This window comes from Halobacillus massiliensis (assembly GCF_900166625.1).
Taxonomy (GTDB): Bacteria; Bacillota; Bacilli; order Bacillales; family Halobacillaceae; genus Halobacillus_A; species Halobacillus_A massiliensis.
On record NZ_LT800499.1, the window covers coordinates 3,093,558 to 3,116,603 of the forward strand.

The 23,046-nt window shown below is 40.8% G+C and carries 25 protein-coding genes and 1 pseudogene; 13 read left to right on the plus strand and 13 right to left on the minus strand.

What is annotated here, in order from left to right:
- Positions 1–382: pseudogene (locus tag B7E06_RS15405) on the plus strand (aspartate aminotransferase family protein); the annotation flags it as partial.
- Between the two features lie 117 nt (positions 383–499).
- On the plus strand, positions 500–1,567 hold the full coding sequence (locus B7E06_RS15410; RefSeq protein ID WP_082234824.1) for an FUSC family protein: 1,068 nt from the start codon (positions 500–502) through the stop codon (positions 1,565–1,567).
- 781 nt (positions 1,568–2,348) lie between these two features.
- On the opposite strand, the gene B7E06_RS15415 is transcribed toward B7E06_RS15410, so the two are convergent.
- From B7E06_RS15415 to B7E06_RS15430, 4 genes are all read right to left on the minus strand, one after another.
- Entirely contained in the window at positions 2,349–4,121 is a 1,773-nt protein-coding gene (locus B7E06_RS15415; protein ID WP_082234825.1) for an ABC transporter ATP-binding protein, read from the minus strand.
- A gap of 63 nt (positions 4,122–4,184) precedes the next feature.
- Entirely contained in the window at positions 4,185–4,712 is a 528-nt protein-coding gene (gene ntdP / locus B7E06_RS15420) for a nucleoside tri-diphosphate phosphatase (protein ID WP_082234826.1), read from the minus strand.
- A 175-nt stretch (positions 4,713–4,887) separates the two neighbouring features.
- A complete protein-coding gene (locus B7E06_RS15425) occupies positions 4,888–5,079 on the minus strand; it encodes a gamma-type small acid-soluble spore protein (protein ID WP_082234827.1) in 192 nt (63 codons plus the stop codon).
- A 122-nt stretch (positions 5,080–5,201) separates the two neighbouring features.
- The gene (locus B7E06_RS15430; protein ID WP_082234828.1) at positions 5,202–6,281 is read right to left on the minus strand and encodes a C40 family peptidase; all 1,080 of its coding nucleotides are present in this window, start codon (positions 6,279–6,281) and stop codon (positions 5,202–5,204) included.
- 352 nt (positions 6,282–6,633) lie between these two features.
- Between B7E06_RS15430 and B7E06_RS15435 the strand changes: the two genes are divergently transcribed.
- Positions 6,634–6,843, plus strand: a complete 210-nt coding sequence (locus tag B7E06_RS15435) for a cytosolic protein (RefSeq protein ID WP_082234829.1) — start codon at positions 6,634–6,636, stop codon at positions 6,841–6,843.
- A gap of 9 nt (positions 6,844–6,852) precedes the next feature.
- Here the strand turns inward: B7E06_RS15435 and mutY are convergent, their stop codons facing one another.
- Positions 6,853–7,941, minus strand: coding sequence for an A/G-specific adenine glycosylase (gene mutY / locus B7E06_RS15440; RefSeq protein WP_082234830.1), 1,089 nt, complete (start codon positions 7,939–7,941; stop codon positions 6,853–6,855).
- A 57-nt stretch (positions 7,942–7,998) separates the two neighbouring features.
- Here mutY and B7E06_RS15445 point away from each other — a divergent pair, with 57 nt between their 5' ends.
- Positions 7,999–9,000, plus strand: coding sequence for a metal-dependent hydrolase (locus tag B7E06_RS15445; protein WP_082234831.1), 1,002 nt, complete (start codon positions 7,999–8,001; stop codon positions 8,998–9,000).
- Positions 9,001–9,035: 35 nt separating this feature from the next.
- On the opposite strand, the gene B7E06_RS15450 is transcribed toward B7E06_RS15445, so the two are convergent.
- Positions 9,036–9,302, minus strand: coding sequence for a YfhJ family protein (locus B7E06_RS15450; RefSeq protein WP_082234832.1), 267 nt, complete (start codon positions 9,300–9,302; stop codon positions 9,036–9,038).
- A gap of 110 nt (positions 9,303–9,412) precedes the next feature.
- Between B7E06_RS15450 and sspK the strand changes: the two genes are divergently transcribed.
- On the plus strand, positions 9,413–9,577 hold the full coding sequence (gene sspK / locus B7E06_RS15455; protein WP_082234833.1) for a small acid-soluble spore protein K: 165 nt from the start codon (positions 9,413–9,415) through the stop codon (positions 9,575–9,577).
- Complete coding sequence (locus B7E06_RS21590; protein ID WP_143414506.1) at positions 9,577–9,714, plus strand: YpzG family protein; 138 nt, start codon at positions 9,577–9,579, stop codon at positions 9,712–9,714. Before sspK ends, B7E06_RS21590 begins: the two co-directional genes overlap by 1 nt.
- A gap of 43 nt (positions 9,715–9,757) precedes the next feature.
- Here the strand turns inward: B7E06_RS21590 and B7E06_RS15460 are convergent, their stop codons facing one another.
- Entirely contained in the window at positions 9,758–10,096 is a 339-nt protein-coding gene (locus B7E06_RS15460) for a YfhH family protein (protein ID WP_082234834.1), read from the minus strand.
- A gap of 84 nt (positions 10,097–10,180) precedes the next feature.
- Here B7E06_RS15460 and B7E06_RS15465 point away from each other — a divergent pair, with 84 nt between their 5' ends.
- Complete coding sequence (locus tag B7E06_RS15465) at positions 10,181–10,840, plus strand: SDR family NAD(P)-dependent oxidoreductase (protein ID WP_082234835.1); 660 nt, start codon at positions 10,181–10,183, stop codon at positions 10,838–10,840.
- A gap of 58 nt (positions 10,841–10,898) precedes the next feature.
- Here the strand turns inward: B7E06_RS15465 and B7E06_RS15470 are convergent, their stop codons facing one another.
- The 3 genes from B7E06_RS15470 to glcT all read right to left on the minus strand — a co-directional run bounded on the left by B7E06_RS15470 (position 10,899) and on the right by glcT (position 14,382).
- The gene (locus B7E06_RS15470) at positions 10,899–11,165 is read right to left on the minus strand and encodes a phosphocarrier protein HPr (RefSeq protein WP_082234836.1); all 267 of its coding nucleotides are present in this window, start codon (positions 11,163–11,165) and stop codon (positions 10,899–10,901) included.
- A gap of 11 nt (positions 11,166–11,176) precedes the next feature.
- On the minus strand, positions 11,177–13,222 hold the full coding sequence (gene ptsG, locus B7E06_RS15475) for a glucose-specific PTS transporter subunit IIBC (protein WP_082234837.1): 2,046 nt from the start codon (positions 13,220–13,222) through the stop codon (positions 11,177–11,179).
- 317 nt (positions 13,223–13,539) lie between these two features.
- Positions 13,540–14,382, minus strand: coding sequence for a glucose PTS transporter transcription antiterminator GlcT (gene glcT, locus B7E06_RS15480; RefSeq protein ID WP_082234838.1), 843 nt, complete (start codon positions 14,380–14,382; stop codon positions 13,540–13,542).
- Positions 14,383–14,568: 186 nt separating this feature from the next.
- Here glcT and B7E06_RS15485 point away from each other — a divergent pair, with 186 nt between their 5' ends.
- Positions 14,569–15,378, plus strand: coding sequence for a Cof-type HAD-IIB family hydrolase (locus B7E06_RS15485; protein WP_082234839.1), 810 nt, complete (start codon positions 14,569–14,571; stop codon positions 15,376–15,378).
- A 36-nt stretch (positions 15,379–15,414) separates the two neighbouring features.
- Here B7E06_RS15485 and recX read toward each other — a convergent pair whose 3' ends face one another.
- Complete coding sequence (recX, locus tag B7E06_RS15490) at positions 15,415–16,230, minus strand: recombination regulator RecX (RefSeq protein ID WP_082234840.1); 816 nt, start codon at positions 16,228–16,230, stop codon at positions 15,415–15,417.
- Between the two features lie 94 nt (positions 16,231–16,324).
- Here recX and B7E06_RS15495 point away from each other — a divergent pair, with 94 nt between their 5' ends.
- From B7E06_RS15495 to B7E06_RS15505, 3 genes are all read left to right on the plus strand, one after another.
- Positions 16,325–17,227, plus strand: coding sequence for a TIGR01777 family oxidoreductase (locus tag B7E06_RS15495; RefSeq protein ID WP_082234841.1), 903 nt, complete (start codon positions 16,325–16,327; stop codon positions 17,225–17,227).
- Positions 17,228–17,348: 121 nt separating this feature from the next.
- Positions 17,349–18,470, plus strand: a complete 1,122-nt coding sequence (locus B7E06_RS15500) for an amidohydrolase (protein ID WP_082234842.1) — start codon at positions 17,349–17,351, stop codon at positions 18,468–18,470.
- A gap of 283 nt (positions 18,471–18,753) precedes the next feature.
- Positions 18,754–19,302 carry a GNAT family N-acetyltransferase gene (locus tag B7E06_RS15505; RefSeq protein WP_082234843.1) on the plus strand — a complete coding sequence of 183 codons (549 nt, stop codon included), beginning with the start codon at positions 18,754–18,756 and terminating at the stop codon, positions 19,300–19,302.
- A gap of 65 nt (positions 19,303–19,367) precedes the next feature.
- Here the strand turns inward: B7E06_RS15505 and B7E06_RS15510 are convergent, their stop codons facing one another.
- On the minus strand, positions 19,368–20,036 hold the full coding sequence (locus tag B7E06_RS15510; RefSeq protein ID WP_245807753.1) for an RsiV family protein: 669 nt from the start codon (positions 20,034–20,036) through the stop codon (positions 19,368–19,370).
- 166 nt (positions 20,037–20,202) lie between these two features.
- On the opposite strand from B7E06_RS15510, the gene B7E06_RS15515 reads away from it, so the two are divergent.
- Both B7E06_RS15515 and B7E06_RS15525 read left to right on the plus strand, forming a co-directional pair.
- Complete coding sequence (locus B7E06_RS15515) at positions 20,203–21,015, plus strand: GNAT family N-acetyltransferase (RefSeq protein ID WP_082234845.1); 813 nt, start codon at positions 20,203–20,205, stop codon at positions 21,013–21,015.
- An 856-nt stretch (positions 21,016–21,871) separates the two neighbouring features.
- Positions 21,872–22,231, plus strand: a complete 360-nt coding sequence (locus tag B7E06_RS15525; RefSeq protein ID WP_082234847.1) for a Lin0512 family protein — start codon at positions 21,872–21,874, stop codon at positions 22,229–22,231.
- A 38-nt stretch (positions 22,232–22,269) separates the two neighbouring features.
- Here B7E06_RS15525 and B7E06_RS15530 read toward each other — a convergent pair whose 3' ends face one another.
- A complete protein-coding gene (locus B7E06_RS15530; RefSeq protein ID WP_082234848.1) occupies positions 22,270–22,920 on the minus strand; it encodes a TraR/DksA C4-type zinc finger protein in 651 nt (216 codons plus the stop codon).
- Positions 22,921–23,046 lie beyond the last annotated feature (126 nt).

The window sequence follows — 23,046 nt, forward strand, 5'->3', positions numbered from 1 at the left end:
CGCCTCTATGTCTGCAGGCATTGCCTGTCTGGAAGTCTTGCAGAAGGAAGGCGTTTATGATGAGATGGACCGGCTTGGCGCAATGCTTGAAGAAGGCATTCTAAATTCGGCTGAAAAGCATGAAGTAGCCGTAACTGTTAACCGCCTTAAAGGGGCTTTAACCGTATATTTCACAGATGAGAAAGTGGAAAATTACGAACAGGCTGAGAATACAAACGGCGAACAATTCGCAAGCTTCTTTAAGCTCATGCTCAACCAGGGAATTAATCTGGCTCCTTCTAAATATGAAGCCTGGTTCCTGACCACCGCCCATTCTAAAGAAGATATTGTCCAGACTCTGGAAGCCGTTGATCAATCTTTCAAAGAACTATCCAAAAAATAATTAAAATAGGAAATCCTCAGCTATTGACCAGGCTGAGGATTTTTAGAAATAAAAACGGAAAAAATAAGGAAAGCAGGAACTAAGACAAGAATTTATTGTTAAAAAGGATGATTTGTTATGAAACTTGGTGCCCGGATGATGAAAACGGGACTTGCCGCAGCCGTTGCTCTCTACATAGCAAGTCTGTTTGGATTTTTCAGCCCGCTTCTGGCCGCAATTGCCGCCGTCTTTTCCATTCAACCTTCTATTTATAGGTCTTACCAATCAATCGTGGAGCAAATTCAAGGAAATCTAATCGGAGCTGTCATTGCTGTCATTGCTGTTTTCACCTTAGGGAATGACCCTTTTATCGTCGCTTTAGCCATTATCATTGTTATCGGTGTCACAATGAATTTAAAAATGAACGAAAACACAATTTCGCTGGCGGCCGTTGCTGTCATTGCGTTGATGGACTCCACAGACCAGACCTTTATCCATTTCGCTGCTTCCCGGTTAAGTTCGTTACTTTTAGGTATTCTCGCTGCGTTTATTGTTAATTTAGTTTTTTTGCCGCCTCGATATGAGACAAGACTATTTGGAAAAGTGGACAGTGCTACAAACGATATTCTTCAGTGGCTGAGAGTCACTACACGACAATTGTCAGATGAGCCTGCATTAAAATACGAAATCACCCGGATTCAAGATAATATTCGCTGGCTTGATCATACGTACCTTCTCTATTCAGAGGAAAGAACCTATTTAAAAGGTTCCCGATTCTCAAAAGGCCGAAAGCTCGTTCTTTTCCGCCAATTGATTACAACGACAAAAAAATCTTTTGATGTATTAAAAGCCTTTTATCGGCTGGAGCATAGGATTGAACAAATTCCTATTGAATTTCAGGATACTCTAATTAATGAACTGGATAAACTTATTAACGCTCACGAAAAACTTCTGCTAAGTCTTAAAGGCCGGATTAAACAAACCCACAGACAGTCATTGAGGCAGATTGAAGAGCCCAATATTCCGCTAGTCGTTGATCGTCTCATGAAGGTATATGAAGAAAGCAGCGGGACGGATAAGCTGATCTTCCTGCCGCTTGCCTCTCAGCTCATGGAATATTACGATCAGCTGGAAAAGCTGAAACGGCTTTTAAAAAGTTACCAGAAGTATCATCCAGAAACGTATATCCAGACAACAGAGAAATAAAAATACTTCCTCTGCGCCTTCTTATATATGAAGAAAGGCTACTTGTAACCTAAAGACAGGAGTTCAATGGGAGAAGAAAAACTGATGGGAAGTGACTCGCTTTAAGCGGGGAGCCGGTGAGCTAGCTTGTTGCACTCACGGATCTCACCATAGATCTAACTTCCTGCAAGAGTCTCTTTCTCGCTTTTTCTTAATAGTGATAGAGAAAGGACGGTTCCGTTTATCTTGTGCGGAGAAACGAGGATGGGAAATGACTCGCTTTCCGCGGGGAGCTGGTGAGCTAGCTCGTTACACTCGCTGATCTCACCTTAGCTCTATCTCCCTGCAGGAGTCTCGCCATTTCCCATCCTCTTAACTGATTGTAGTATAAACGGAACGCTTGTAGTTTCAGTAATCTCTTTTGAGGAAATAGTCTTTTCTTACTCAGTGTTCCGTTACTCCCAAAAACATAAAGGGCCGGGAGAAATGGCGAGACTCCTATGGGAGGATAGAACAGGGTGAGATCCCGGAGGGCTATAAGCCCGAGGAAGCTCAGCGTTCACCCATGGAAAGCGAGTCGTTTCCCCAGGCCCGATTCTCCTTATTCAAGCAAACGGAACTCTCTTCCCCTTTAAGTCAAATGGAAGAAGCCTTATGGGAGCACTTAACATTGGCGAGATCCCGAAAGGCTTTAGCTTGAGGAGTCTCACCGTTCACCCATGGAAAGCGAATTGTTTCCACAGGACCGCTTTACTATTTAAAGAAAACGGAACAGAAAAAAGAGGCCATAGTCGGCCTCTTTTTAAGTTCCCATATATTCTGTTGGCTTATCATCAAGCTGCTGCACCTGGTAAAGATCATAATAATGGCCTTTTCGTCTAATGAGCTCGTCATGTGAGCCTACCTCAACAATTTCTCCATTTTCAATATGAACAATTCGACTGGCATGAGTAATGGTTGCCAGTCGGTGAGCGACAATAAATGTCGTTCGATCAGAGGCGAGCCTCTCTAATGCATTTTGGATAAGGCTCTCACTTTCTAAGTCTAAAGCAGAGGTCGCTTCATCCAAAATAAGCAGCGGAGGATTCTTAAGAAACACACGGGCTATGGCAATCCGCTGTTTCTGACCGCCGGAAAGCTTAACACCCCGTTCACCTACTAAAGTGTCATAGCCATTGGTAAGATCCATAATAAAATCATGAGCATTGGCTGCTTTAGCAGCTTCGATGATTTCTTCATCAGTGGCTTCTGGATTTCCCATTCGGATGTTCATTTCTATTGAGTCGCTGAACAGAATATTATCCTGGAGCACCATACCAATTTTATCTCTTAATGTTCGGGCCTGCACATCTTTAATATCCTTGCCGTCAATCTTAATACTTCCTCCCGTAACATCATAAAAACGAGGGATGAGGCTGATCAAAGTAGACTTTCCTCCCCCGCTCATGCCTACAAAGGCGATGGTTTCACCTTTTTCCACTTCCAAGTTTACGTTCTTAAGGACTTCTGGTTCATCCTCTCCATAACGAAAGGAGACATCTTGAATAGATACATGTCCCTTAACATCTTTTAGAGGAGGTGCTGCCTTTTTATCCACAACATCATAATCTTCATCCATAAATTCAAAGACGCGGTCCATGGAGGCAATTGATTGTGTCAGTACTGTAGATGAGTTAACCAATCGGCGAAGCGGACCATACACACGGTCCATATACCCCGTGAAAGCTACCATAGTACCTATCGTCATAGCGCCGCCAATCACTTGGTAACCCGCAAATAAAATAACGAGCAGTGGAGCTAAATCTGTAATCGTATTAGTTACTGAGTACGTATAAGCATTCCAGTTTGTATGCTTGAGCGCTTTATCAAGGAAATTTGAGTTTCGATTATCAAATTGCTGTTGTTCATAATCCTCTAATGCGAAACTCCGCGTCACCGGAACACCCTGTACTCGCTCGTGAAGGTGACCCTGCACCTCTGCTAAAGCTTGAGAGCGGTCTCTTGTCAGGCTTCGTAAGCGGGCATAAAAATACTTAACCGCAAAACCGTACAAAGGAAACAGAATGATCGAGACGAGTGTAAGCCATGGATCCATCGTCAGCATGATAATAACTGCAATTAAGATCGTAAACATATCAAGCCATATGTTCATAAGGCCGGTTATGACAAATGTTTTCGTCTGCTCTACATCATGAATGACCCGTGAAATAATTTCTCCCGTTTTCGTACGGGAATAAAAACCTAAGCTTAATTTCTGAATATGATCGAACAGTTTACCTCGGATGTCATATAGAATTTTACTTCCGATCCACTGGGCCAAGTACTGCCGGGCATATTCAATGGGCGGACGAAGGATCAGGAAAACGAAAAACGCGCCACCCATTAGTAAAAGCAGCTGATCAAATTTCTCTGAATCGGCCATCCCTTCTGCTCCAATAATGTCATCAATGACATACTTAATAATCAAAGGCATTAATAATGGAATAGAAAATTTCACAAGTCCTATAAGGATGGTAACAGCTATTTTCCTTTTATAAGGTTTTACAAAGGTAAGATACCTTTTAATACTTCCCAAATCTTTCACCTCTCTTCTATAAAAAAGAAGGATGCGCACTCTGCAGCAGTGCGCATTTTCTTATTACCTATACGTTAAAAAACGCTCATACCATTGGTCGATGAATTCCGGCGAGAAAGGTCCCTTGCGCTGCCTGATCCAGCGGACAAGTGTTTCTACGTTGTTATACAAAATCCGATCAAGCACATGCGGATAATTCATTTGTCGTTTGTGCTGCTGATACTCGTCTTCATCTAAGAGCTTGTACGTCATATCCGGAAAGACCTTCACATCCAAATCGTAGTCTATATATTTTATGATTTGGTCTTCATAAATAAACGGAGAGCTGATGTTGCAATAGTAATAAACTCCGTCCGTCCTCAGCATCCCGATGACGTTAAACCAATGCTTTGAATGAAAGTAACAGATCGCCGGCTCTCTAGTGACCCAGGACCGGCCATCACTTTCATGAACTCTTGTCCTGTCATTTGCACCGATAATTACATTTTTTGTACCTTTTAATACGGTAGTGCTTTCCCAAACACGATGTAATTTCCCATTATGTTTATAGCTCTGAATTTCTGTTCGAAGTCCAGATTCTGGGCCGGGCATATTTCATCTCCCCTTCCCTGTACCTAACGGCTTATTCACCTTTATCTATTATAACGGCTAAATCTTCCTATGGAAAATAAAGCGTATTAATATATGTAAGAAGCCGTCCAAATTTGGACGGCTTCCGGGAGTTTGATGCAGGCTAAATTTTCGCCTGTACAGACCTAATCAAAGACTATTTGTTTTTTCTAGCCTGAGATTGTTGGTTTTGACGACGCACTTCTTGAGCATTAGTCTGCTCAGAAGCAAACTCATTACCCATTTGGTTTTGGCCTTTTTGAGCTTGTTGGTTTTGGCGTTTTACTTCATTTACATCTGTACCAGCTTGTGTTTGTTGACCTTGTTGTTGTTTCGGTTGTTTAGCCATTAATATCACCTCCGCAAAAATTATTGTGCGCAGGTTGTCTGATTTAATTCCTGTTATTTTAAATTTTTATTAAAAAAATAAAAAGTCTGCAGAATAACCCTGCAGACTTGTACTTATTTGTTTTAGAAGCGCTTCGCACCAACATAACGTGGATTCCAGTAAGAATTGGAAAGTGAGCTAATTTCTACTCCGCGGGATGAACCAGCATGAATAAATTGGTTGCCGCCCACATAAATTCCAGCGTGAGATGCGCCAGGCTTGTACGTCTCAAAGAATACAAGGTCCCCTGCTTGAAGATTGGACTTACTTACAGAAGAACCACGGCTGTCAGCATACATAGAAGCTACTGTACGCGGCAGATCTGTACCTGCCTTATCAAAGGCATATTGTAAGAAGCCACTGCAGTCAAAGCCGGATGGTGAAGTTCCTCCCCATACATACGGAGTGCCCTGATATTGCTTAGCAATAGACACAACCCCGGAAGTAGAACTGCTTGGAGCTTTAGATACTTTTTTAGGTGTTTCAGATTTTTTAGTTTTCGTGTTTGAACTTGTGTGATTTGAGGAACTACTATTATTGGAAGTTCCTTTAAGTGAAATTTTTTGTCCAACATAGATAAGGTGGCCGGAAATATTGTTCCAGCTTTTCAGGTTAGATACGCTTACTCCGTATTTTGCGCCAATCTTAGAAAGTGTATCACCGGATTTAACAGTGTAAGATTTAGCATTGGAACTTCCTGAGTTTGAAGAGCTGGAAGATTTAGATGAACTTGATGAACTTGAAGAACTGGAGCTTGACCCTTTAATTTTAAGAGTATTTCCTGCGTAAATTAAGGACGAGCTCAAGTTGTTCCAATCCATCAGTTTGCTTACAGAGACATTATGTTTAGCGGCAATACCGGAAAGAGTATCTCCACTCTTGATCTTGTATGTACTTGAGTTTGAGCTTCCAGAGTTTGAGCTGCTGGAACTGGATGAACTCTCTTTGTGTACTACAAGTGACTGTCCTACATAAATCCAGTGGCTATTCAGATTATTCCATGATTTCAAGTTTGAAACAGATGTATTGTACTTTTTACTTAATTCCCAAAGCGTGTCTCCTGATTTAACATGATGTGAGTCATCAGCCATAACCGTACTTCCAAAAAGAGATGCCCCTACGATCGTCCCAAAAATTGTCGTTGCCATTTGTTTTTTATTCATATCCCATATTTCCTCTCTACTTTAATTTTCTGTATTGAGTAAAACTCTATTAATCTGTGTAAGACTTTCTAAAAAACGTAATGTATAATTATGTATAAACTGCATTAATTACTGGTGTTTTTTAACTCTGTTACCTATTATTCATATTTTCTTATAGGTTGTCTACACACTAAAACCTGCCATTCTCCCTATGTAACTATGAAACCCCTTGATATGACAAGCTTCACCATCATTCGTTACAGTTACGTTACAGTTCAGTTACAAACCCATATTTTGTGGGTTTCCTCCTCACTTTTTCCTACATAAAATCTGTCGAAATCCCCATAATAACAAGGGAAAGGAGGCTTTTTTAATGCAAAAAAACCGGGATATGGCAGAACTGACCATGATGTCGAAAAATGACTGGATAAATAATGAATTAAGTTACTATCACGATGCTCTCTCACAAATTGCCCCTTATTTGAATCAAGAGGGTGTCACTTTATTACGGGAAATTAACAATGAAATAAAGCTCCGCGGCGGTTTGACCGCATGCGAAGCTTCCTTAAAGGAGGGTTTGTAATATTCCTGACTAAAGTCGGAGGTGTTTATGAACCTTTTGATGGGAAACTGGAAATGGATAGGAAGTCACCTCTGAAGGGGAAACAAACTTAGCAGATTTTCGATCTAAACTCCCCTTTCGTACCTTAGCATAATATATTTCCATATCCCAGATAAGATGAGAAAACACATGGCGAACACGGTCAATTCCATGACCCAGCTCAATTTCCACTCCATATTCTCCATAAACATAAGATGGAATATCTTTTTTATCTACATCTGTCAAAGGGACCATTGGATATTGCCATAAAGAAGCAAGCAGGCCCTGATCCGGACGCTTTTCAATCAGGACATTTCCTTCTGTGTCTTCAATTAACAGTGCGGCGTACGGCTGCTTTCTCTGTTTTTTCTTTGAAGATTTTATAGGACGTTCTGTTTCAATCCCCTGATGAAAAGCCCGGCATTCAGATTGGACAGGACAGAGAAGACAAGACGGCGACTTAGGTGTGCAGACGATGGCGCCAAGCTCCATTAAACCTTGATTAAACGAAGAAGGATCTTCAGTAGAAATCAGTTCTTCCACTAATCCTTCAAAAAGAATTCGAGTTTTTGCTTTGGCAATATCGTCCTCCACATCCAATATTCGGGACAAAACTCTCATAACATTTCCGTCTACTGCAGGCTCCGGCTGATCATAGGCAATGCTTAGTATAGCGCCTTTCGTATAGGGACCCACACCTTTTAACTGTCCCAATTCTTCTTTATCTTCGGGTACAATTCCTCCATAGTTTTCAACAACTTCTCTTACGGCGTTTTGCAGATTACGGGCACGGGAATAGTATCCTAAACCCTCCCAGGCTTTAAGTACCTCCTGCTCTTCAGCTTCAGCCAGTGCTTTAGGAGTCGGAAATTTAGTCAGGAAATTATTAAAATAAGGGATGACAGTATCTACACGTGTTTGTTGGAGCATAATTTCAGATACCCATACTCGATAAGGATCCTGATTTTCTCTCCAGGGAAGATTGCGCTGTTCCCTTTTAAACCAATCAATTAACTGATTTCTAAAAGCCTGTCTGTTGAAATTTTCTAATAAAAATTGTACTTTATCTTGTTTTTTCATCAAATCACCCTTCGTGATACACTAAATTATGAATGTCGGCCAAAGGAGGAAGTTTATATGGATACAGGCACTCACGTAGTAATGGGGGTGGCCCTTGGCGGCCTGGCTACTTTAGATCCAGTAGTGCAAGCAGACCCCACCCTGTTTAACGCAGTGCTTGTCGGTACACTTATCGGCTCTCAGGCTCCTGATTCTGATACGATTTTAAAATTAAGAAATAATGCTGTTTATATTAGACACCATCGCGGCATTACCCATTCGATTCCAGCTGTCATGATGTGGGGAATTGGGATAGCCTCAGCCATTCATCTGTTTGTTCCTGAGGTCAACTTTCTTCACCTTTGGCTCTGGACGTTTCTGGCGGTCATTTTACACGTATTTGTTGATGTATTTAATGCATACGGCACACAGGCTTACCGTCCGTTCACTAAAAGATGGGTGGCTTACGGGTTTATTAATACATTTGACCCGTATATCTTTATCATGCACATCGCCGGGATTGTTGCATGGAATTTAGGAGCAGCACCCGGATATGTCTTTTTAATCATTTATTTTGTCATCGCCTTGTACTATGTTAAACGATATTTTGATAAACGTGAACTCGTTAAATTGATTTCCAGGGATTTCTCGGATATTGTCCAGATCTCTACCTCTCCGACAATGAAACAAAATGTTTGGAGAATTGCCATTGAAACAGACACGTACTATTACGTAGGCCGTGCTGTCAATGGACATCTCACAATCCTTGATAAGTTTGAATACAAGGAGATTGATGATGAAGATCCTATTGTAAAAAAAGCTTTAACGGACACTAATATTAAAGCTTTTCTTTCTTTTTCGCCGGTCTATCGGTACGAGCTCAGCTATCATGATGAGTATACGGAAGTGCGGTTTATTGACTTGCGTTACCGCTCGAAAGGACGCTATCCATTTGTTGCAGTTGCTCAAATTGACGATGAGCATGGCCATGATTTAAAGATCCTTAATTCTTATACAGGCTGGGTTTTTACTGAAGAGAAATTACAGGATAAACTGACGGTTTCCCCAGAACCAAAATAAAGGATCCTACGCCTACACAGCGTGGGATCCTTTATTTATTGCAGATAGCCTCTTTCTTTCAGCATATCTTTATATTTTGGGTTAGTTGCGGCATATTCATGAAGCTTTGGACCATAGAATTCGATCCACTGGGATACGATCTGTTCTGTCACTTGTTTTCCCTTGTATTCATGACCCGCTTTTGCTCTTGTCGACTCGAAGTCTTCCCAGAGCAATTCTACCCAGGTTCTTGCCTGGTCAATCGTTAAATGGTCATTTCGCTGATAGAGGTCTTCGGCAAGCCTCTTAAAAATATCTTCCATAGCATTTCACCTCAACTCTGGCAATGATTACAATTCATCTTACCACATAACGCACCTTGCCCTGCACATACTAAGCTTGCCACTACTGTGGCCTATTAGGAGGAGAACTGATGCGAAATAAAGCAAAAGGATTTCCCAATAAAAAAATGACTTCTGCCCCAGATGATCAAAGTGAATTTTTGGCCCTGCGCCCAAACGGAACCATTAATTCAAATCCCCAGGAAAGAGCCATGCATTCGAGAGAACGCGATGTCAACAAAGGAGGCAGGTACTAATGGAGAAACGAAAAAAGTCTATCCCTTCACGTACCCTCCATAGAGGAACTAAGCATCTCAGCCACCGGGTAAATGGCGAAACCGAGCAGACGCAGTCCCAGCAAATAATTGAAACACAAGTGCGTAAAAGCAGATAACTATTAAACGCAGCCTTCTTCTAGGCTGCGTTTTCCCTGATACTTAAACTTTAACGCTATTTCCCAACATAGCGATTGGAAGGGCTTCCTCCCCTTCTCCTGCTTTTTCCAAAGCTTTTGTTACCCGGTACCCCCAGGCAAAAACACCGTTCATATATTCTATATAGAAGAGGTGGGCAGGGTCTCCTTCCAGCTCATAGTATGTGTTAGATTTAAAATCCTCAGGGTCAAGCATATAGGATTTGGCCATAATAATTTTCCGCTCATAAACAGCAAATTCGTTCACTATTCCCAGCTGCTCTGCTTTTAAAGCTTTTTCTTTCAGACGGCCAATTTCCTGTCGCAATTCTTCTTGACTATAATCACTATATCTCTTTTCCATTAAGCTCGCTCCTTTAAAATAGGCTGTTTTCATTTTATCAGTCTTTTGTCACAATAGAAATGAGGAACCAAGGGAGGGAACTAAGTGAAAAGCGTTTTAATTACAGGAGCAGGTTCAGGACTTGGAAGGTCTCTTGCTCTCAAATATGCACAAAATGATCATCATGTGATATTAACGGGAAGAACTGACCGTAAGCTTTTGCTGGTCCAAAAGGAAATTCAGGAAAACGGCGGATCCGCACAGTCTTTAATTTGCGATGTAACAGAAACGGCTTCTGTTGAGGAAGTTTTCAAGCAGCTTGATCAGTTAGATATACTTATTAACAACGCAGGTCTAGGTTTATTTGGTCCGCTGGAGAAATATCATGAAGAAGATATCGACACTCTGTACCGCACCAATGTTAAAGGGACGATTTTAATGACACAGCATGCCGTACCATTTCTTGAAAAATCAAATGGACGGGTATTAAATATCATTTCCACGGCAGGCTTGAGAGGAAAAAAGAATGAATCCATCTACTGTGCCTCAAAGTTTGCTGTAAGAGGCTTTACCGAAAGCCTGTATAGAGAATGGGAAAATGAGCCTATATCGGCTACAGCCGTGTATATGGGCGGAATGAATACACCTTTTTGGAGTGAAAGTGAACACGTAAAAGATCCTTCTGCCCTCAAAGGTCCAGAAATTGTTGCAGAACAAATCTTCCAGGAAGATGACGGGCGTAAAGAAATCATTATAGATCGTTAGTTAGAGAAATACAATTCAAAAAAGGGGATCCAGCTTATGCTGGATCCCCTTTTTCTTATTATTCGCCTAGACCTTCGTCTTTTGTCTTTTTAACGAGGGCTGCAACAGCTTCTTCAGCGTCAGAACCTTCAGCTGAATACTTGATTTCTGCACCATTTGGAATGCCAAGAGACATTACACCCATAATAGACTTCATGTTCACAGACTTTCCTTTGTACTCAAGGTTCACATCAGCTTCATACTGACCTGCCACTTGAACTAGTGCTGTAGCTGGACGAGCGTGTACCCCATCAGCTGCCGTAATTTTCATCGTTTGTTCTGCCATAATAATTCCTCCTAAGATTTAGTAATGGTAACGATATTTTCTGTCTCATGATCAACTTCGCCAGCTGCCGTTACTTCTACTTGTTGCCCTTCTTCAAGGTTTGTAAACACAATAGGTGTTACAATCGATGCAGCATGTTGGCTTATATAGTCAAGGTCAACATCCATGAGCGGCTGACCTTTAGTTACTGTATCGCCCTCTTCGATTTTAGAAGTAAATCCTTCGCCTTTAAGCTTCACGGTATCAATTCCAATATGAAGAAGAATCTCCATCCCGTTTTCAGCTTGTAAACCGATTGCATGCTTAGTTGGGAAGACATTGAGTACTTTACCATCTATAGGCGAAACAATTTTACCATCAATCGGCTCAATTGCAAAGCCATCTCCCATCATCTTACCTGAAAAGACTTGGTCTGGCACGTCTTCAATCGGTAATACCTTCCCTTTCATCGGGCTTACAAAGTCTAATTCTCCTCCGGAAACCGGAGCTGTAGCACCTGCTTCTGCCGTGCTGTCCTTTACAGACTCTTCCCGGTCCCTTGGTGATTTCCCATCAATGATATCCTGCATCTGTCCTCTTATCGTATCAGAAACAGGTCCGAAGATCGCCTGAATATTATTTCCAACTTCCATAACTCCTGAAGCACCCAGCTGCTTCAAACGTTCTTTGTCTACATTTCCTTTATCGTTTACAGATACTCTTAAACGTGTAATACAGGCATCAAGGTATGTGATGTTTTTCTCTCCACCCATTGCCTCAAGAATTTCATATGGTTTATCATCTTTTGATCCTTTTCCTGTATCACTATCTACTGCTTCATCCTCACGTCCAGGTGTCGCTAAGTTAAACTTAAGAATCGCCCAACGGAAGCCAAAGTAGTAAATAACAGAGAAACATAGGCCTACGATAATTACCCACCACCAGTCTGTACGGTTAGGAAGAACTCCGAACAGAATGAAGTCAATTAGACCTCCTGAGAACGTCTGGCCAATCTTAACATTTAGGATTTCCATTGTCATAAAGGATAATCCGGCAAAAACTGCATGAATTCCAAAAAGCAATGGAGCAACGAATAAGAAAGAGAATTCAATTGGTTCTGTAATACCTGTTAAGAAAGAGGTCAGTGCAGCGGAAAGCATAATCCCTCCTACAATTTTCTTTCTTTCAGGCTTAGCTGTATGATAAATCGCAAGAGCTGCCGCTGGAAGACCAAACATCATGAATGGGAATTTACCAACCATGAATGTTCCTGCAGTAAAGTCAACTCCGTCTCTTAATTGAGCGAAGAAGATACTTTGGTCTCCTCGTACTACATCACCGGCTGCTGTTGTATATGAACCGAACTCAAACCAGAACGGTGAGTAGAAAATGTGGTGAAGACCGAATGGAATTAGTGAACGTTCAATTACACCAAAGAAGAACGCTGAAATAGTCTGATTTCCTTCAAGCATGAGATGAGATAAGGCATTCAAACCATTTTGAGCAAAAGGCCATACCCATAGCATAACCACACCAAGGAATAAAGATGAAAAGGCCGTAATAATCGGAACGAAACGTTTACCTGCAAAGAAACCTAAGAACTGCGGCAGTTCAATATTAAAGTATCGATTATAGAGAAACGCCGCTAACACCCCGACAATTATACCTCCAAAAACACCTGTCTGAAGGGTCGGTATACCGAGTACATCGGCATAAGCCGGATCACTTGCTGCCATATCGGCATCAACATTTCCGAGTACTCCCATAACCACATTCATAATCAAATAACCAATAATAGCAGCCAAACCGGCTACTCCATCACCTTTTGCCAGACCTATCGCAACACCAACAGCAAAGAGCAGCGGCAGGTTGGCGAATACAACATCCCCGGCTGCAGACATAACTTCAAGAAATGTTTGAACCCACGGGGTGCCGAAGAATGGAACTCTGTCAACAAAATCGTCCTGTGCAAAGCTTGTACCGAAAGCCAGTAGAATACCAGCGGCCGGAAGCAAGGCTACAGGTGTCATTAATGCTTTACCAATCTTCTGTAAAGTACCAAAAGCATTTTTAAACATTAGCATTTCCTCCCTATTTTTTTAATGAGTGATACAAAAACAACTGTTATCAGAATAAATAAAACGGTTACAAAGTTAAGAAAAGTGCAGAGGGGCTGGAGATGGCCTTAAATGCATAAGCCTCAAGTGCATTGATTACCCTTTTCACAAAGGCAGCTCCTTATGCCGTGAAGCCTCTTCTTCAGTAAGCCAATAAAAGCATTAAAAAAGGCATGAGTACAAAGGGGCAAATATTACGAAAAAAGGATATACTTCTCCTTATCGCAACCATTTGATCCTTCGATACTCATGCCTGATCGAATCAGTAACACATATCTTTAAGATTTATTGGTTAAACGCTGCAGATGAATCGTTAAATAAATAGCTTCCGATTCGTCCACGGGTTTATTCAGTTGTTTTTGCATCACTTTTATTAACTTCCATGCTAGATTATAGCATGTAGGGTATTCTTCTTTCAACATATTTGCTAAACGAATTTCATCTCCAATATTTTCCCCTTGATACACACGATCGATCGCCCGGTGTAAATGCTGAACTAAGCGGTGATAATCCACACTGTGACGGTCAATAGTTACTTCCATCGCTTCTTCTACAATATTGACAAGGTTCGTAATCAACTGATTATGACGATTGAGCTCCCTCAGTGTTTTATCAGTCACCGCACTGTGGATATGGAGAGCAATAAACCCAACTTCTCCTTCAGGAAACTCTACTCCTGTTTTATCATAAACCATCGTGACAACTTCCATTGCGATCTGGTACTCCTTGGGGTAAAGAGATTCTATTTCAGGCAGGAAAGGATTAGTGAACTGCAAATTTTTCTTTGTACGCTTAATGGCAAATGCCAGGTGATCCGTTAAGGCAACGTGGATATGCTCATTTAATTCCTGCCCCATTCGATTCTCAATATGATGAAGAATATCATTCATCAGACCGATGAAGCCTTCTTCAATGTGGGGAATCAAGCTTACATATTGTTCTTTCTCGGTTTCATTTTTTAAAAGAAAGGTTTTATCCGCCTTGTTAAATGAAATCGGTTCTCCCCGCTTCTTTCCAAACCCTATCCCTTTGCCTATGAGAACAACTTCACGATAAGCCGGGTGCTTGGCTATTAATACATTATTATTTAATATTTTATCGATCATTAACTGTTCACTCATAATGGGTTCCTCCACAAAATTCGCACTAAAAAAACGGTTACAACTACTCAGTAACTTCTATCGTATAATTGACTTTTAAATTTTACAACCTTTGTCACAGGAATTTATATGTGTTTCCTTTGTCTGAATCCAAATAAAACTGTAAAATCATGGACAGAGCTGTCAAAAAGAAAGGAGAAATTACAATTGATTAAGCTGTTTATCAGTGACCTTGATGGTACATTGTTAGGAATGAATCATTTTATCAAAGAAGAGGATATAAAAGCTATTAAAGAGATTACAGATCAAAATATGGATTTAGTCGTTGCCTCTGGGCGCATGGATCTGGATATTTCTGAAGTATTAAAAAAAGTGGAAGTATCTGGTCATCGCGTCAGTCAAAACGGTGCCTTCGTTCATGACTTAAATGAACACCCTATTTATTCTGCTGCTTTTCATACGGACATTGCCAGGCAGGTTATGGATTTTATTAAAGAAGAGCCCATGGTTAAAACGGTGTCTACAAAAGACTTCATCTATACGGATGAGAACAGTAAATGGGTAGACATTATATCTGAACAGCTGTTTCAGGACGTCATTATCGAACCTGAGCTGACTTCCAAGTTTGGAGATGAAATTATACCAGCAAAAATTACCCTGCATGGAAAAGAAGATGATGTTATTCTGGCCCATTCCCGTTTAAAAAAACAATTCAGCCAAGAATTAGATATTTTTATTTCCCATGAATCCTGTGTAGATATTATGCCTAAGGAAATTAATAAAGGTAACGGAATCCGCACCTTATTGACCCAGCTGCAAATAAAACCTGAAGAAGTGGCATGCATTGGAGATTCTTTCAATGATCTCGCAATGTTTGAAGTAACTCCTCACAGTTATGCCATGTCCACAGCACACCCTGATGTGCAGGACAAAGCGGCCTATGTAGTTGATCATGTATATGAAGCAATTGAGGATTTAAAAACGAAGAAACTGATTCAAATAAAAGAGACCTCTTAATAAAAAGAAGGTCTCTTTTATTTGAGCCTCAGGTAATCATTTTGCTTCCACATACTCTTCAATAAAACGGTCAATGTCATCAAAAGAGAAGCCTTTACGATATAACCCTGTTTTTAGCTTTTGTTTCAGTTCATATCCCTCTGCTTTTCTTTCATATTTCCTAAGCAGCTTTTCCCCCTGGAAGACAACAGCCTGCCACTCTTCTTCATTATTATTTTCCTGAGGCATATGATTGACGACTTCCTGAATAACATCTCCTGTAAAACCTTTTTGCAGAAGAGTCTGTTGTACATTCTGCAGCTGCTGCCGCTGTGATTTCTTCCGGTCACTGCTCATCTTTTTCTCTGCGAACTTTTTCGCTTTTTCCACCTGTTTATCAAAAGAAAAGTAAGTTAATGCTTCATTGGCGACAGTATTCTTCACCCCTTTTTGCATTAAATCTTTTTTTATGAGAAGCGGCCCCTTACTGGCTGTATTTACTTTTGTTCTTACAAAGGAGTTCGCGAATTCCTGGTCATTCAGCAGATTGTTTTTGTAAAGCCGGTTAACTACTTCATCGGCATGTTCCGGGTCAACTTCTTTCTTCTCAAGATATTGACGAATTTCATGCTCAGAACGCATTCTATAGCTTAGAAAGTTAATAGCAAGGGTATATGACTTATGTATTGTATCTTGCTGGATTAATGCATTGATTGTCGACTCTTCAAGCTCTATGGATTTTTGGAGCCTGTACTTAACTAAGATGTCTTCATCTACGCTGAAACCGTAGGACTCCCCTTGGCCTCGGTCCAAAAAGATATTATACCGGTTCTTATTCTTCTTTTGAGTCGTGATCCGAGTGATTTTTGCCATGTAATGCTCACCCCTTTCCCTTTATTGTAGCATGCTTTTCCCCCACTCGGTCACGCATAAGAATCGCAGTTTTACTAAAGGAGGATTTTATTTTATGAATATAGTAATTTCAGGCGGAACAGGTTTTGCCGGGTCTCAATTAACCCAATCGCTCGTAAAGCAGGGTCACCATGTTTACATACTGACACGGAACCCCGATAAGCACCATGATACGGACAAAACTACACATGTTGGCTGGCTGAAGGAAGAGTTCTCTCCCTGGGAAGAACTCTCTAATGTAGATGCAATCATTAATCTTGCAGGTGAATCTCTAAACAGCGGACGGTGGACGGATGAAAAGAAAAAATCCATTATGAACAGCCGGATTGATGCCACTGAATCAATTCTTGAGATTATCCGTAAGCTGGATCATCGCCCTGAAGTGTTGGTAAACGCTTCAGCAGTAGGTTTTTATGGCTTTTCAAAAACAAAGACATTTACAGAAGAAACGACAGAACCTGGTCGTGGTTTTCTGGCAGATGTCGTCATAGAGTGGGAAAAAAGAGCTGCTAAAGCAAAGGAACTAGGTGTTCGTACCGCGTTTATACGCTTCGGAATTATTTTAGGCGAAGAAGGCGCACTGCCGAAAATGGTTCTTCCTTATAAGCTGATGGCAGGAGGGAATATTGGATCAGGTGAGCAATGGGTTTCCTGGATTCATGTTGATGATGTTGTCGGGCTGATTGAATTTGCAATTAAAAACAAAGAGGTCCAGGGCCCGTTAAACGGTACAGCACCACATCCTCAGCGAAATAAAGATTTTGGCAAAACAATCGGTGATGTGTTAAATCGCCCTCACTGGCTGCCCGTCCCTGGGTTTGCGCTGAAAGCCGCCCTCGGAGATATGAGCTCACTTTTACTGGAAGGCCAGTCCGTCATTCCAAAAAAAGCTATGGAGATGGGCTATGAATTTAAATTTCCTGAACTCCAACAGGCTCTTGAGTCTATTTTAAAATGATCTTTAAATGGCTTTTTAGAAATAGTAGATAAGCAAAGCATACCGCTTTGCTTTTTTTGCCTTGAAAATCGAATTTAGAAGTATAATAAAGTAAACAATAAAAAGAAAGGGGCTTGAGCTGATGGAGACAGTTATAAAAAATGTAAGCCTCTACCCTGTCACTTCACCGCCGATTAATAAAGGTTTCCTCCATATTCGCGATGGTAAAATCGTGGACTTTGGTGAGAATATTGTCCTTCCTGAACAAGCAGAAACCATTGATGGAAAAGGACAAATGCTTTTTCCGGGTTTTGTAGATGTCCATACCCATATTGGGCTGTATGACGAAGGTACAGGCTGGGCAGGTAGTGATGCTAATGAAACAATTGAGGCCACGACCCCCCATTTAAGAGCTATTGATGGGGCCCATCCAATGGATCCTGCTTTTTTCCATGCAAGAAAAGCTGGGGTTACTTCCGCTCATATTATGCCGGGGAGTGCCAATATTATTGGAGGGATGACAGCCGTTATTAAAACGGTTGGTCATTCGATTAATCAGATGCTCATAAAAGACATTGCCGGGTTAAAAATGGCACTTGGCGAAAACCCTAAACGGGTTCACTCTCCTTCAAGGAACGCATCTATAACGCGACTTGGTATTATGGGAACACTAAGAGAATCCTTTTACTCTGCTATGAAAAGTTCAGACCCAGATAATTTGCGTGTTCAGCCGCTGTTAATGGCCTTAAAACGTGAAATACCCGTACGTATTCATGCCCACCGTGCAGATGATATCGTAACCGCTTTAAGACTTGCTGATGAGTTTAACCTAGATTTAAGAATCGAACATTGTACGGAAGGCCATCTTATTGCAGATGAGCTTGCCGGACGAAACCTGCAAGTATCTGTAGGGCCGACATTTACAAGAATGTCGAAAATCGAATTAAGAAATAAAACGTGGCAGACGTATAAAGTTCTCCACGAACATGGGGTAAAAGTATCGATTATGACCGATCATCCTTATACTCCAATTCAATACTTAAATCTCTGTGCAGCTTTAGCAGCCCGGGAAGGTCTTCCTGTTGAAGATGCACTTCGAGGCATTACAATTAACCCTGCCAAAAACCTTGGAATTGAAGAACGCGTAGGGTCTATTGAAAAGGGGAAAGATGCTGATTTAGTGCTGTGGAATGGCCACCCATTTGAATTTATGTCCACACCAATTTGGACGATGATTAATGGAAAAATAGTCTACACCTGTTAGAGAAATAATGCATAAAATAAGGAGAAAATTTACAAGATTATTTTTTCTAAAACCATTCCTTTTTAGAAAAAAATCAATTAAAATAAACTTACCAAATATGTTGTTGTTTTAGGGAAGGCAAATGGTGCGCCACCAGTTAATGAACTGGTTCTAGTGGGTTCGATTCCCACCCCGAATTTTTGTGAGCAATTGATAAAAATTCGAGGGTGGTTTGAACTGCTGAAGTCTGTACTCAGCCCTAAGACTCAGACTACCCTCCTCTACCCATAAGGAGGGATTTTTTATGCTGAAAAAGCGTGACTTACACGATGTTCCAGTTTTGTTTGATTTGATGATCCACCCGGAAGTCTTCCCCTATGTTCGCCAGAAAGCATCCAATAGTGATGAGTTTTACTTCTTGACGAAGCAGACTTTAGAAGCTGAGGAACGCGGTGAGCTAATATCCCGGACGATCCTTGATGAGTGGGGACAGCCAATTGGAACAATTAATTTATTTGATATTCAAGATAATAAAGGCTTTCTAGCGACGTGGATTGGCCAGCCTTATTTCGGGAAAGGGTATAATCAGCCAGCAAAAGAAGCATTTTTTCAAGAACTCTTTTTTATGCTGGACATTGAAGGCATTTTTATGAAAATTCGCCGTTCAAATATCCGATCACTCAAAGCGGCTTTAAAAATGCCGTACGTCTCTAAAGCTAATGAACAATACCCTGAAGTATATGAGTGGATAAATAAGGAACAGGATGTATATGATCTCTATATGATTTCAAAAGAACAGTATTTATTTCACTACTATGGCGGGCAGCAGGAAGAAGAAATGCTGGAAGCCTAGAAACAATGTTCTAACACTTCAAAAATGCCCCTTGCCAAATAACTTAGGCAGGAGGCATTTTTTTACTATACTTCTTTTGGGACAGGGACAGCTTTTTTGTGCTGAGGAAGTTCCCGTTTAACTTTTGAAAAAGGAATGCTGATTTCCGGAGTACCAAACACTCCTGGAGCAATTTCATATTTATTAAAAATTAAGAAAAGCTCCCCATCCTTAATATAAAATGCTGTATTGTCACGAACCCCCGTAAATTGCTGGGTATTGAAGCTTTCCGGGTCGTTGGAAATTATTTTATTAACCTCAATATTGAGTTTACTTAGGTCGACTACATCTTTGAGCTCTAAAAATATTCCATTCTCGTCATTTTGAAAGTTAAGGGATCGTACTCTTGAATCATGTTTGTTACCCTGGGAAATATGTGCTGTCATAACTACAGAGCAGAGCCCTTTGTTTTCAGCAACCGTAAATTCTTCGTAGTAAAGAACTGGAAACCCATTTGACTGATCACCGAGCTTTTCTACTTCTCTTACCACTTCATCTATCGTCTCTTTTACATTCTCATTAACATCTTCCTGAAGCCTTTTGTTTTTAATCCCATTAAACAGCGGATAATCAACGTGAATTTCAAATTCAGGTTTTACCTGATCTTTATGTTTAATACTATATATACTTTCAGCTTGAACTGTCAGTTCATTACTAAACAGCAGCACGGTGAGGATTATTAACCATTTCTTCACCACGTATTCCCCCTTAAAGTCTTTGCTGTTAGTTTGACCACTTTTAACGATATTATCGCCAAAGCAGCTTCTTCCTTTAATTGCTGTAAAATTCAAAAAAAGATTGAAAAAATTTCTCTATCTGGTAAAATTGTTTCAATTTCCAAAATGCCAGGAGGGATAAAAAGTGATCCGAAGACTTACCGAGGAAGATCGATTTAAATGCCAAAATTTATTAGCTGAAAAACCAGCCGAAAATCTGTTTATTATCGGAGACATTGAAAATTTCGGTTTTGAGCAGGATTTTCAGAAACTCTGGGGAGATTTTTCCGGCGATGAACTAAGAGCCATCCTTTTAAAATATCGTAATAATTATATTGCTTATGCCTCGGGGAATTTTGACAGCATAGGGTTTGCCGAAATAATTGATCAAGATTTCGAATTTACCCAGTTGTCAGGCTTAAAAGCGATCACCAGCCAAATCCTTCAGCATTTGGATCGCCAGCCTGATAAAACCCGATCCCTCTTTTATGCTAAATGTGACAGCAAAGATAAACTGAACGATAATATTGACACATCGCAAGTTCAAATGGCTGACGTAAAAGACGTTAAGAAAATCGTTGAACTGCAAAATTGTATCCCGGAATTCGAAGGGGATCCCAACCGCGAAGAGGGAATCCGTAAAGGATTTGAAAGCAGCTCCGCCCGCACTTATTTCATTGAAAGAGATGGATTATTTGTTTCCAGTGCTTCTACGACAGCAGAGAACACGATGTCTGCCATGATTGTAGGGGTGTGTACACATCCAGATTACCAGAAAAATGGGTATGCAAGTTCCTGTATGAAGCAGCTATGCGAGGAAGTTCTTGACGAAGGAAAACTCCTCTGCTTGTTTTATGACAATCCAAAAGCCGGGAAGATATATAAACGCCTGGGTTTTGAAGATATCGGATATTGGATGATGCACATATATGAACCATCTGAAAAAATGACTGGGTAGAAAATGTTTTTACCTCGTTATTGCTTCATTTTCTTCTCAATGGCGAAAGAGAAAGAGCTGTTCTGTTTATTAAGTACGGATAAAAGCGGCTTGGAAATAGCTCGCTTTCCGCGGGGAGCTGGTGAGCTAGCTCGTTACACTTGCGGATCTCACCACGGCTCTATCTCCCTGCAGGAGTCTCGCCATTTCCCACCCTCTTTACCGTTGGTAGTTAAACGGAACGCTGTATTTTCAGTAATCTCTATTAAGGAAAGGATCTATTCTTACTCAATGTTCCGTTACTCCTAATAAACGCGAAGGGCCAGGGGAAACGGCGAGACTCCTATGGGAGGATAGAACAGGGTGAGATCCCGGAAGGCTTTAGCCTGAAGAAGCTCACCGTTCGCCATGGAAAGCGAGTCTTTCCCCAGGCCCGGTTCTCTATATTCAGGCAAACGGAACAGGATGCTCTTTTTGAGAAACAAGAAGCCTTTATGGGAATACAGAACAAGGATGAGATCCCGAAAGGCTAAAAGCCCGAGAAAAACCACAGTTCACCCATGGAAAGCGAGTCTTTCCCCAGGCACGGTTCTCTATATTCAGGCAAACGGCACAGAATTCTTTCTAATCTAAGAAGCCTTATAGGAACACAGAACAAGGATGAGATCCCTGAAGGCTATAAATCCGAGAAAAATTACCGTTCGCCATGGAAAGCGAGGTTCCTCCCGATTTCATTCTCTATATTTAAGCAACCGGAATCCAGATCAAGTTAAAAAACAGTCTTAAAAAGGCAGTTTTTTATTTAATTTTACTTTTAGAATATAGAAAATCAGGGAAACAATTATCCAAGTCCACTTTTTAAAGGAGGAATAGTGTTATGGATAAGTTAATGTTTGTACAGACAGGAATGGGAATTGATGTCCACGGCCAAAATGTTACACACGCATCTGTAAGAGCTATTCAAAATGCAATTAACAGTAACTCTATGCCAGGTATCCGCGAATCTCTGCCTGAAGGCGACCTTGATAATATGAAGGTACATGTTAAACTCGCTATCCCCACGGACCTCGATAACCTTGACGAAGAAGAAGTTAAAAAAGCAATTCCTTACGGGCAGGTGACTGTAGAAAAAGTCCAGGGAGGTATGATGACAACAAGCGGCATTGAGCTTTCCGATAAAGGCGATAAAAACGATCAAATGTATCTTGTGAATGCTGCTGTAGAAGTTGGCTATTAAAAAAAGTCTGTTGGGATATTATCTCAACAGACTTTTTCTTATTTGTCTTCCTGCTCAGCTTCGTCGTATGCTTCTTTGTACTTATCGTAATGCAGATTATGTTCAAGGTGGATATTATCCTGTCCCGTATATCCATGGATATCAGTAGAGACGAACGGTTCAAATTCCTCTGTATATCCTGATCCTTCATCTTCTTCCATGATTGAGGAATCATCATAAATCATACCTATTTCATTGGAAGAAGCAGCCTGCTGATAAGGATTTTTCTCCCGGTTGTCCTCCAGATCGATCTCTCGAAGCACCGTTTCTTCCACACTGCGATCCTTAGGAATGCTTTGTTCCGCATGTTCAATCACAGTTCGAGCTGTAGGGCATGCTTCCAACCGTTCATAAGGAATTTGCTTCCCCGTTACTTCACATATTCCATACGTTCCCTTTTCAATCTGCTGAAGAGAATATTTTATTTCTTCAAGCTCCTCTTCCAGATGAACAAGTAAAGCCATGTCTTTCTCTCTTTCAAATAACTCTGTCCCTGAATCAGCCGGATGATTATCATATTGAGACAGCTCGCCTGATCGCGTGTCACTGGCGAACCCTCGTTCAAGGCCGAATTTTTTGTTATTAATCAGTCGTTGTTCGATTTCCTGCTTTCTCTCTTCTAGCTGTGCTTTCATATGTGAATAGTCCAAGTCTACTCCTCCTTTTTCTACATTTTAGTTTGTCTTCGGTGAATTTTTGTATTCATAAGATCCTACGGCTTCTTCAATATAAAAATTATTTCAAAAAAAAAAAAAAAAAAAAAAAAAAAAAGAAAA